Consider the following 11,459-nt stretch of genomic DNA (forward strand, 5'->3'; position numbering starts at 1 on the left):
GGGCATTTTTTTGCCCGTTGTCCGCTAAAGTTTAACCGCCCCTTGCCGATGCTTTGTTCAATTGACCAACGCCTAAAGAGGGATAAATCATGGCGGCATTGAAAGCTTTGGCAGGAAAAATCGTTCATCTCACCGTAGGTAAAAAGCTCGGACTCGGATTCTCTCTGATGTTGATACTGGCGATCGTTATCGCTGGCACCGGGATAACCTACCTCAATCTTATCGAATCACGCAGCGACCGCATCGATTTCAGCTATCAGTTAACGGGCGAAATCAGTCAGGCTAAATACACCCGAGCCATGTTTAGCCAAAATTACAATACCGACTACCTTGAACGTAACCGCAAACATATCGAGAACGCGTTGCAGTTGGCCAGCCACGCGCAAAACCTGAATTGGGATGCGCAAAGCCGCAAGGATCTGGAGCTTTTGGTGGTGTTGCTGGGTAACTATGAGCAACAACAGAAAATGTTTGCCAAAGCCGTGGTGGATAAAGACGCGGTACGAGCCAGCTGGAACATGTCCGAAGTTCAGGACAGTCTGAGCCAGGTTGAACGCCAACTGGGTGCTGCCGATCTGCAACTGGCGTTTATCCAGTTGAACCAGAAGCTGACCCAGATCCGCTACTATGCCCGTGGCCTGGTGCTGCAACCCAATCGCGACTCCGAAATCCCATTACTCAGCGCTATCGACGACGCCCGTAGCGCCGCCAACACGCTCAGCCAACGCCTGAACGAGTCACAGCGCCCGTTGCTCCAACCTCTGTTGACCGTGCTTGACGAGTATAAAGGCCACATCGCGGCCTACCTGCCCGCCGTTGAGAATGAGATCAAGATCAGTAAACAGCTCGGTGGCTACGCTGACGAGATCGGTACGCTGGTCAATAATTTCATGAAGGATGAGCTGACGCAGACCCATAACAATATCAATACCGCACAGTGGCAGATGGGGATCACCACGGCGATCGCCATTCTTGCTGGCCTGCTGGTGTCATGGCGTATCACATTGCAGATCACTCGCCCACTCAACAGCACCCTGGAACTGGCAGAACGCATTGCCAAGGGAGATCTACGTCAGGCACAAACCAGCACTCGCCGTGATGAACTGGGCCAGTTGCTCAATGCCGTCGCCGCCATGAGCCAGAACCTGCGCGATATGATTGAGAAAATCCAGATGGGGGTCAGCCAGGTCTCCACCGCCGCCGGGGAAATCGCTGCGGGCAATACCGATCTCTCTTCACGTACCGAACAGCAGGCCGCCGCGGTGGAAGAAACCGCCGCCAGCATGGAACAGCTCACCGCGACGGTGAAGCAGAATGCCGACAACGCCCATCACGCCAACCAGCTGGCGACCGATGCCTCGCAAACCGCACAGCAGGGCGGCAAACTGGTCAACAACGTCGTCAGCACTATGCGGGATATTTCCAACAGTTCGCAGCGGATCGCCGAAATTACCACCCTGATCAACGGCATTGCCTTCCAGACCAACATCCTGGCCCTGAACGCCGCCGTAGAGGCCGCCCGGGCAGGCGAGCAAGGGCGCGGTTTCTCGGTTGTTGCCAGCGAAGTCCGCAATCTGGCCCAGCGCAGCGCCCAGGCGGCGAAAGAAATCGAAGGGTTGATCACCGAGTCGGTCAACCGGGTACAGAGCGGTACCGCACTGGTGGAAGACACCGGCAACACCATGGAACAAATCGTCCGCTCGGTCACCCACGTGCGCGATATCATGGCTGAAATAGCCGCCGCCTCCGATGAACAGACCAGGGGCATCGCGCAGATTGGCCAGGCCATCGTGGAAATGGATCACACCACTCAGCAAAACGCCGCGCTAGTGGAAGAGTCTGCCGCTGCCGCCGATTCACTGGAAGAACAGGCCGAAATGCTACTGCAAAGCGTTTCGGTATTCCGCCTGGCAGATAAGGCTGCGCCAGTGGAGGCGAAAGCCACCCAGCTCAAATCGCCATCGATGGCTAAACCGAGCACCAGCGCCGAAGACAACTGGACGACCTTCTAACCCCTCCGCCCGCCCGGTGATCTCCGGGCGGGTTATTCTGTTCCTCCCCCTCGACTCAGGCTATGCTAGACGGCATTAACGAGCGTGAATGGAGGCTAGCATGCACCACCCAGACGTCTATCTCGGTTCGATTCAACCCTATGAAGGTGGCCGCCCCAGCGCTATCGCCAAACGCCTGGTGGAGGGTATGCTGAAGCTTACTCCATTGGGTCTGGCAGGCGATGAGCAGGCAGAAAAAAGCTACCACGGCGGGCCTGACCGGGCCCTTTGCCACTACCCGCGCGAGCATTACGACCACTGGCGTGAACAGTTCCCCGCACAGGCAGAACAGTTCTGCGCGCCAGCCTTTGGTGAGAATATTTCGACCCTCGGCCTGACCGAGCATAACGTGTTTATGGGGGATATTTTCCGCTGGGGCGAAGCGCTGATCCAGGTGACCCAACCGCGCTCTCCGTGTTTCAAACTCAATTACCATTTCGCTATTAACGATATTTCGGTGCTGATGCAGCAAACCGGTCGCTGCGGCTGGCTGTATCGCGTGGTATCAACTGGGATGGTCAGTGGTGATCAGCCACTGGAGCTGGTAACCCGCAATAGTGATGTTTCCGTCGCAGAAGCCATCAGCATTGCCTGGCACATGCCGTTCGATGAAGAGCAATACCGTCGTCTACTGTCGGTCGCGGGGCTGTCGGCCAGTTGGAGCAAAACCATGCTGACGCGCATCACCAGCGGCAAAATCGAAGACCTCAACCGCCGTCTGCTTGGCCGTTAATCGGCACCAGGCAGAAGACATCTATCGATCTGGATTAGGGAGCTGCGTTATGGCTACATCACCTCATTCCATTCATCACGCGGCTGCGGCTGGCTATCAGGCCAATGCGGATCGCTACGTTTTAGGCCGCCCGGATTATCCGGCGGAAATCGCCGTTTGGCTGCGTGAGGTACTCGAGCTACAGCCCGGTAAGACAGTCATAGATCTCGGTGCAGGCACCGGCAAGTTCACTCCGCGTCTACTGGAGACCGGTGCCAACGTCATCGCCGTTGAACCGGTGGCGCAGATGCTGGAAAAGCTGGCGGCGGCATTCCCTCAGGTGAAAACGCTGGCAGGTACCGCCGAATCACTCCCACTGCCGGATGAGTCTGTGGATGCCGTGGTGTGCGCGCAGTCCTTTCACTGGTTTGCCACACGTCAGGCGCTGGCGGAAATTCAGCGCGTGCTGAAACCCGGCGGCAAACTTGGCCTGGTGTGGAATATGCGCGATGCGCGGGTTGGCTGGGTACGCAAACTCAATCAGATAGTCGATCGCCACGAAGGGGATGCGCCGCGTTTTTATACCGGCGAATGGCGCAGGCTGTTTCCTTACCCGGGTTTTGCCCAGCTGCAGGAACAGGTGTTTATGCTGGGGCATAGCGGAGCGCCGGAGGATGTGATTTATAACCGTGTGCGATCCACCAGCTTTATCGCCGCGTTGCCGCAACAACAGCAGGAACAGGTGATCGAACAAATCCGCCAACTGGTGGCAGAGGAAGAGGAGCTGCGGGGGAAGGATACGCTCACGGTGCCTTACCAGACCTGCGCGTTCTTTACGACTAAAGCCGGATAAAACAACCCGGAGAACATCGTCAGGCTAAGACGATGTTCTCCGGGGCTGGTTATCAGAACGCTTTTTTGGCGTAGCCGGTAACCACTTTCAGGCCCATCTCGCGGCCAAGTGCGGTCATTGGGTGCACCACGATCAGGCCACGGGCGCTTTTCTTCAGCGTGCCCATATCCGCCTGCTCTTTCTTGGTGATCTCACGGCTGAACGGCAGCTGGCTCAACTTCTGCGCTTCCGCACTCAGTTTTTCCACGCGCACGTTTTTCAGGCGCTCGATCTCGGTCTTCAACTTCTCTTTTTCTTTGAGATGTTGCGCAATCAGGTCGGTGTTACCCTGCTGGATCACCACGGTGTCTTTGTGGTTCAGTGCGTCCAGCAAATCGCTCAGGCGCTTAATCTCGGCTTTTTCTTTCTCTTTCATCGTCTCTGGCCTGTTTTGTTCTATGGCGTAAAAAATATTTCGCTAGTGTAGCAAAATGCACGGCAGGTTACTCCTCACCTTGCGCAATTCCCGCAGGCAGGCCGCTCATCTCACAGGCTTTTGCCCCCACCCGCGCCAGCGCCTGGGTATAGCGGGCGTTAAATGGATAGCAGCAAGAGAGGCGCAGCCCGTTATGATAACGCCCGCTTGGAGAATATAGCGTTCCGGGCGTCAGACAGATCTGCTCATCCAGCAACTGATGGAACAGCGCCACCGTGTCCACCCCTGGTGGGAACTCCACCCAGAACACAAACCCGCCGGCAGGCTGGGTAGCTCTTGTCCCGCATGGGAAATGGCGGGCAATCAGCGCCCTGGCCTCTTCCACCTGCGCCGCATAGCGTTTGCGCAAATTGCGCAGATGATGATCGTATCCCCCCGCCTCCAGGAACATGGCCAGCGTCTCTGACAACAAGTGCGACTCCGACATCGAAGACACCGCCTTCAGCTTGCGCAGCGCATCACTGAACCGCCCGCCGACCACCCAGCCAATGCGGAAATCCGGTGCCAGCGTTTTAGTGAAGCTAGAGCAAAACAGCACCCAGCCGTCGCTATCGAACGCCTTCACCGCCGGGCTGAGCGCGCTGCCAAATTGCAGCTCGGCATACAGCCCATCTTCGATCAGCGGCACTTGATGATCGTTCATCAAGCGTGCCAGCCGTTTTTTCGACGCCAGCGGCATGGTGCAGCCCAGCGGATTCTGTATCGTCGGCATGGCGATGACCGCATTCAACCGTTTCTCCTGCAGCAGCAACTCCAGCGCATCCAGCGACAGGCCATGCTGCGGGTCGGTGGGGATTTCCAGCGCTTTCAATCCCAGGCTGGCGAGCAGCGGCAACAGGTAAAAATAGGTAGGCGACTCCAACCCCACGCAGTCGCCCGGCTTGGTGGTCACCCTAAGCGCCAGCTGCAAGGCTTCCATGCAACCGTGCGTCAGCGTGATGTCACTCGGCTCCAGCAACATGCCCAACGTCATCGAGCGCCGGGCGATCTGTTGGCGCAACCGCAGACTGCCCGGCGGCAAAGCGTATTGACCAATCAGATTAGGCTGGCGGCGTAACTGCGATGACAACATCCGCCCCAGCTTGCCACCGGGATAAAAATCCACGGTTTGCGGGCAGGCGAGCGACAAATTGGTGAAGGCCGGGTTCTGCTGGGCGGCGAAAACCGTATCGATCAGGGCCAGCACATCATCCGCCGGTTGCTCTACCCGGTTGCTGGGTGCCGACGCCGTTTTCAACGCAGGCAAGGTCGCCCGCACGTAAAAACCAGACTGTGGCCGCGCCTCGATCAGCCCCCGGTCTTCCAACTGGCGATAGGCTGCCACCACGGTATTGATGCTGACGCTGTGGCTCTGTGCGCAGCGGCGCACCGAAGGCAGGCGGCTACCGGGCGGTAAAGTGCCACGGTGGATAGCGGCAGATAATGTCTCCGCCAGTTGCAGGTAGCGGGTTTCCGGGATCTCGTCGAGCAGGGTCACAATTTCTCTCCAGGCATTGGGTACAGTTTTAAATTAACTGAACTGTAACCATGACAATAGCTGATTTCTGGTTCTGTCACCATCACTCCACTCCCCTTATGCTGGTGATCACCCCCAATCATGTATGGAAAACCTTATGCTGGACTCTGCTTTTATCAGTTACGTGACCGTGATGTCGATTACTCCTGGCCCCAACAACCTGCTGCTGGCCTCGTCCGGCGTCAATTTCGGCCTGCGGCGTACCTTGCCGATGATGTTTGGTATCAGCCTGGGCTGTGCGACGCAGCTAGCCCTCACCACGCTCTTGCTGGCGCTACTCCTTAGCTGGGCCGACACCATCCGCTTCCCCCTGGCTGTGATGGGCTGCGCATACCTGCTGTGGCTATCATGGAAGCTGTTTAAAGCGGCCTCACCGGATACTAAACAGCAGCCACGGCCAATGCGCTTTATCGGTGGAGCCTTGTTCCAGGCGGTGAACCCAAAAGCCTGGCTGATGGCCATCAACGTAGCAATCCTGTTCACCCCTCATGAGGGAGCGTCGTTGCATCAAACGCTGTTAACCATCGCAGGCTTCACCGCGGTGAATATCCCCTGCATCTTGATTTGGGCGTTGATGGGCGATCGGCTACGCCACGCTCTGCGCGTGACCTGGAAACTGCGGTTATTTAACGGCGTGATGGCGGGCTTAATGGCAGCAACCGCGTTATGGCTGCTGTTTGACGAGTGGCGGACGCTGATGGCTTAAGGCTTTTGAGCACCGAGCGGGGAGAGCCGGGAGGGCTGCTTGGCGCCAATTTCCGCCAGCAGCTCGGTGATCGACAGCACCATGGTGGAACGCACCATCTGCTGGTAACGCTGGTGTTGCATGGCGATCAGTGATTCATCCGCCTCGCCGGGCTGTAGAAAAGTGGGAACCGGCGGCAAAGCGCTGACGCAGTGGAGCTCACCGAAGGGGCCGAGTATCTCATCATCAATAAAGCGATATTCCGAACCGTCGTGGTTCAGCTCTTCACGCATCGCCATCAGCAGTTCGGCATCTTCGTATTCGTGGCGGGAAATCACCCCCAGCCCGTACATCAGCTTCAGACGAACCGAGAGTTCACCTAGCGGCCCAGCACCGGACAACAGAGGTTCGACGGCATATTTCACCGCATAGTCGTCTTTACGGAAAACCTGCACCACCAGGACGTTAAGCGCTTCTGCCAGCAGCTCAACCGCTGCGATCAGAAAACTGCGCACCGTCTTGCCAGCGTTCAGCTTTTCCAGAACCTTGTTTTCGAATGCCTGTGTCTCGATCATCTTCGCTTTTCGAATCGCATGGGCGGTGTAGTCATTCGAGCGCTTCCCATTAACCACAGGAAGTGAGCCAGAATGGGGGGCAAAGACGCCTTGCCCCCTCACCCTACCCCTTATCCGTGGGGAAAGGGAATGAGTTTGCTTACACTGGTTTGATATCACAGCGTTTACTGCAAGGCGTTATACACAGCAACCGCCTCTTCCACAACCTTGCTGTCGGCCGGTAAACCGGAAATTTGCGCCAGCGCGGCTTTTGGACCCAGCTTTGTCAGTAAGTCTACCAGTTCTTGTGCCTGCGGGTCCTGCTCGCTGCGGTAGCTCATGGCGGCGGCAATCCCCTTGATCAGGTTGGCGTGCGGCAAGCCGTATTCCAACGTGCCCAACAGCGGCTTGATCAGGCGATCGCCCGCACTCAGTTTGCGCAACGGCTGACGGCCTACGCGCTCTACGTCATCGTGCAGATACGGGTTTTCGAAGCGGGACAGGATTTTGTTGATATAGGCGGCATGCTTGTCGGCGTCAAAACCGTAGCGCTTGATCAGCACCGCACCACTCTCTTCCATTGCCCCTTTAACCACCTGGCGGATGACCGGATCGAGGATCGCATCACGAATGGTCAGCAGCTTGGCGCGCTGGCCCAGGTAGGCGGTGATCGCATGGCCGGTATTGAGGGTAAACAGCTTACGCTCAACAAACGCCATCAGGTTGTCGGTCAGTTCCATGCCGGCGATGGCTGGCGGTTGGCCCTTGAATTGGGTCTGATCGACGATCCACTCGCTGAAGGTTTCCACCGTCACTTCCAGCGGATCGTTGCTGCCCCCCTCGGCTGGCGGCACGATACGGTCTACAGCGGAATCGACAAAGCCGATATGCTGCTCAACCCAGGCCTGTTCATCCTGTGGCAGTGCGTCGAATACGTGCTGCTTGAGCTGGCTGGTGCCACGCACCATGTTTTCACAGGCGATGATATTCAGCGGCTGAGTATTGCCTTGCTGATGGCGCAGGGTCAGGCCTTTGGCGATAGTCCCGGCAATTCTGGCGAGGATCTGCGGACCAACGGCGGTCGTGACGATATCGGCCTGGGCAATCAGGGCCACCGCCTCTTCGCTACCGCTGTTAACAGCACTGACGTTATTCACCTCTTCAACGCGCGCCTGCTCACCCACCACATGCACCTGGTAGCTTTTGCGTTGGTTCAACGCGTCCAGCACCGTCTGGTTAACGTCAGCAAAAGTCAGTTCGGCGTGCGCGTCGGCAAGCAGTTTGCCAATAAAGCCACGGCCAATATTACCGGCTCCGAAGTGTAATGCTTTCATATTCCACCCTTTCTTAAATGTAGAAAGGTGCAGCAAGCTGCACCCTTTAAAATAATTCTGTTATCAGGCCTTCTTACCGCCCAGCAAATCCAACACTTCCTGGACGCTGGTGGTATTCGCCAGCCGCTCGATGACGGTTTCATCATCCAGCGCATTGGTCAGGCTGGTGATCACCTGGATATGCTCGTTGTTACGCGCCGCGATACCGATAACCAGGCGTGCAACTTCATCCTCTTCGTCACCGAAACGTACGCCCTGCGGATACTGGCAGAACACTACGCCGGTGCGCAGCACGCGGTCTTTGGCTTCAATGGTGCCATGCGGCACGGCAATGGATTCGCCCAGATAGGTAGAGGTCAGCTTTTCACGTTCCAACATGGCCGGAACATATTCTGGCTCGACATAGCCGCCCTTCACCAGTTGCTCACCGGCAAAGCGAATGGCCTGCTCTTTATCAATGGCCTGCAAGCCGAGGAACACGTTGCTTTCACCCAGTTTGAACAAGTTCTGTTCGCTGGCGTCAAAGCTGTCATCCAGGGTGGAGATAACCTTCTGCTCGGTTTCGCTGGTCTTGTTAGCGGCCACCAGGCGGGCAGTCAAATCGCTATACAGATGACTGTCCAGGAAGTTGGTCAGCGAGATGTGCTGGGCCTGCGGCGCATGGCGCATCGCACGCTCGGTCAGATCGCGGTGAGTGATCACCAGATCCACATCTTCCGGCAGGCTATTGATCGCGCTATTGGTTACGGAGATATTCTTCAGCCCCGCGTCCGCCACTTTCTTGCGCAGCACGCCGGCACCCATAGCGCTGGAGCCCATGCCCGCATCGCAAGCTACGATGATTTTACGCACGGTGCTCAGATCGCCGTCTACCGCTGCGTTTACCGCGGCACCACCTTTAGACTGGGCTTTCATGTCCTGGATACGGCGAGTCGCCTCTTCCAGATCGTCTTCCTCTTTCACTTTCGAGGTTTTCAACAGGAAAGATGAGACCACGAAGGAGACCAGGAACGCCGCAAATACCGCCGCCAGGTTGGCGAAGTAGGCACCTTTTGGCGTCATTGCCAGCACTGCCAGAATAGAACCAGGGGAAGCAGGAGATACCAGGCCGCCGTTCAGCAGAGTCAGGGTGAATACACCGGTCATACCGCCCAGAATAACCGCCAGGATCAGGCGAGGATTCATCAGCACGTATGGGAAGTAGATTTCGTGGATACCACCCAAGAAGTGGATGATCGCCGCACCGCCAGCAGACTGCTTGGCACTGCCACGGCCGAAGAACATATAGGCCATCAGCACGCCCAAACCTGGGCCTGGGTTGGCTTCGATCAGGAAGAAGATCGATTTACCGGTTTCCGTCGCCTGCTGGATACCCAGCGGTGAGAAGATGCCGTGGTTGATGGCGTTGTTCAGGAACAGGATTTTCGCCGGTTCAACGAAGATCGAGGTCAATGGCAGCAGGTTGTTGACCACCATGATATGCACGCCAGCCGCCAGCACTTTGGATATCGCTTCGACCAATGGCCCGATACCCATAAAGGCCAGGATTGCCAACAGCATACCGATGATGCCAGCGGAGAAGTTGTTGACCAACATCTCGAAGCCGCTCTTGATCTTGCCGTCGACCCAACGGTCAAAATGCTTGATCGCCCAGCCGCCCAACGGGCCTGCAATCATGGAGCCCAGGAACATCGGCATGTCTGCACCGACGATCACGCCCATGGTGGTGATGGCACCGACCACGCCGCCACGCTCACCGCCCACCAGTTTACCGCCGGTATAACCGATCAGCAGTGGCAGCAGGTAGGTGATCATTGGCCCAACCAGCTTGGCTAACGTCTCGTTTGGCAGCCAGCCGGTAGGAATGAATAGCGCAGTGATGATACCCCAGGCGATGAATGCGCCAATGTTGGGCATCACCATATTACTCAGGAAACGGCCAAAGTTTTGCACTTTAACCTTGATGTCTGGTGAAAACATAAACACACCCCTATTGTTACGCGCTGACAATAAGAGCGCGCGATAATTGTTGTAACGTTCTAGCCCTGTTGATGCTGTTTGCGAAACGGACTCTACCACGCTCTTTTTACTACGCGAACTTCACGGAATTTTTGTGATCGCCATCACTAACATTGCCCCTATACCCCGGTGAATTTAGTGACATTCATCACATTTATCCGGTGTAAAAAAAATACAACGAGAAGATATACCGGCAAAATGCGACAAAAACGTGACTTTAATCACACTTTCATCTCTGCTGTTTGTTTTTGAAATGTGACAAACATCACAATTTATTTTACATCCGACCACCGTGCCGTGGCCTGAAATGGCATCTTCCCTGTGGGCATCCACACCGTCGGGAAATAACCATGACGTGGATGAAAGAAAACTACATTAAGAGATGTGATGAATAAGTGAAGTGTAGTACAGAAAATACGTGGGGGAGGGAGGGGCAAGGAGTTGGAAAAAAGCGGAATAATGTATGTGGTACCAAACGCTGGCCCACATACATTGTTTAGAACGAAGGTTACTGCATTACCGCCTGCACGGTTTTCTGTGCGTTCAGCAAGTCCTGCTGTTTGGCCACCAGATTGGACATCATGGTGTTGTACTGCGTCGCCTGCTGTTGGGTACGGAACTGCACGCCGCCGTTGTTGAAGCTGACCTGATTGCCCTGGGCCTGCAGGAAATCCCCTACCTGTACCAGATCCTGGACAAAACCGGCGGTGGTTGGGATCGCTGGCATCAGCGCATTGGCCGGTGCAGTAACGATCTTGTCATACACCTGGTTGTATACCGCTTTCAAATCGTCCGGCTGTTTCAGCGCCGCACGAGCGGTATCTGCCTGCGCCTTGGCAGTCTGGATCTGCTGGCCCAGCAGGTTTAACGCGCCAATTGACTGTTGCAGGCTATCGCGCTTGCTCATGTAGTCCTGCGCGGTGCGGATCTGATTAACCTGCTCCAGCGCTGGGGTCAGACTGGCGTCCACCGACTTCGTCAACTGCTGGGAAAAACCCACCAGAATGGCGTAATCGCCGGTATAAGCACCGAATTTCTGTTTCTGATCTTCGCTCAACGTCGGGATATGTACGCCACTGCGCATGACCGTATTCTGTAAGTAATCAACGAATGCCTTGCGCTGCTCCGGCTCTTTATCGCCGCAGGCGGTCAGTTGCATAACCACCAACAATGCCAACACCGGTGCCAGCCAACGCGCGAAACTTCTGCTCTGGATCCCTACAGCCATGTGACATAACTCCTGTTATAAACGTGTCTTTT

At 56.2% G+C, this 11,459-nt stretch carries 10 protein-coding genes; 4 read left to right on the forward strand and 6 right to left on the reverse strand.

The annotated features are described in order from the left end of the window. Positions 1 to 89 precede the first annotated feature (89 nt). The 3 genes from N6G83_RS43745 to N6G83_RS43755 all read left to right on the forward strand — a co-directional run bounded on the left by N6G83_RS43745 (position 90) and on the right by N6G83_RS43755 (position 3,616). Positions 90 to 2,012 carry a methyl-accepting chemotaxis protein gene (locus N6G83_RS43745; RefSeq protein ID WP_186529562.1) on the forward strand — a complete coding sequence of 641 codons (1,923 nt, stop codon included), beginning with the start codon at positions 90 to 92 and terminating at the stop codon, positions 2,010 to 2,012. Positions 2,013 to 2,112: 100 nt separating this feature from the next. Next, on the forward strand, positions 2,113 to 2,784 hold the full coding sequence (yiiM, locus tag N6G83_RS43750) for a 6-hydroxyaminopurine reductase (protein ID WP_074030863.1): 672 nt from the start codon (positions 2,113 to 2,115) through the stop codon (positions 2,782 to 2,784). A gap of 49 nt (positions 2,785 to 2,833) precedes the next feature. Then, positions 2,834 to 3,616: a class I SAM-dependent methyltransferase gene (locus N6G83_RS43755; protein WP_211136178.1), complete on the forward strand. Its 783-nt coding sequence runs from the start codon at positions 2,834 to 2,836 to the stop codon at positions 3,614 to 3,616. A 52-nt stretch (positions 3,617 to 3,668) separates the two neighbouring features. On the opposite strand, the gene N6G83_RS43760 is transcribed toward N6G83_RS43755, so the two are convergent. Continuing rightward, the gene (locus N6G83_RS43760) at positions 3,669 to 4,031 is read right to left on the reverse strand and encodes a YibL family ribosome-associated protein (RefSeq protein WP_024483275.1); all 363 of its coding nucleotides are present in this window, start codon (positions 4,029 to 4,031) and stop codon (positions 3,669 to 3,671) included. 67 nt (positions 4,032 to 4,098) lie between these two features. Then, positions 4,099 to 5,568, reverse strand: a complete 1,470-nt coding sequence (locus N6G83_RS43765) for a PLP-dependent aminotransferase family protein (RefSeq protein ID WP_065683440.1) — start codon at positions 5,566 to 5,568, stop codon at positions 4,099 to 4,101. Between the two features lie 136 nt (positions 5,569 to 5,704). Here N6G83_RS43765 and N6G83_RS43770 point away from each other — a divergent pair, with 136 nt between their 5' ends. Continuing rightward, positions 5,705 to 6,313: a LysE family translocator gene (locus N6G83_RS43770; protein WP_074030861.1), complete on the forward strand. Its 609-nt coding sequence runs from the start codon at positions 5,705 to 5,707 to the stop codon at positions 6,311 to 6,313. Here the strand turns inward: N6G83_RS43770 and N6G83_RS43775 are convergent. The 4 genes from N6G83_RS43775 to N6G83_RS43790 form a co-directional block, all read right to left on the reverse strand. Then, a complete protein-coding gene (locus N6G83_RS43775) occupies positions 6,310 to 6,867 on the reverse strand; it encodes an MltR family transcriptional regulator (protein ID WP_024483278.1) in 558 nt (185 codons plus the stop codon). The genes N6G83_RS43770 and N6G83_RS43775 overlap by 4 nt on opposite strands. A 164-nt stretch (positions 6,868 to 7,031) precedes the next feature. After that, entirely contained in the window at positions 7,032 to 8,180 is a 1,149-nt protein-coding gene (locus N6G83_RS43780) for a mannitol-1-phosphate 5-dehydrogenase (RefSeq protein ID WP_211136180.1), read from the reverse strand. Positions 8,181 to 8,243: 63 nt separating this feature from the next. Next, the gene (locus N6G83_RS43785; RefSeq protein ID WP_024527327.1) at positions 8,244 to 10,160 is read right to left on the reverse strand and encodes a PTS mannitol transporter subunit IICBA; all 1,917 of its coding nucleotides are present in this window, start codon (positions 10,158 to 10,160) and stop codon (positions 8,244 to 8,246) included. 547 nt (positions 10,161 to 10,707) lie between these two features. Next, positions 10,708 to 11,427, reverse strand: coding sequence for a DUF3053 domain-containing protein (locus N6G83_RS43790; RefSeq protein ID WP_024527328.1), 720 nt, complete (start codon positions 11,425 to 11,427; stop codon positions 10,708 to 10,710). Positions 11,428 to 11,459 lie beyond the last annotated feature (32 nt).

This window comes from Serratia sp. PL7, assembly GCF_945957435.1.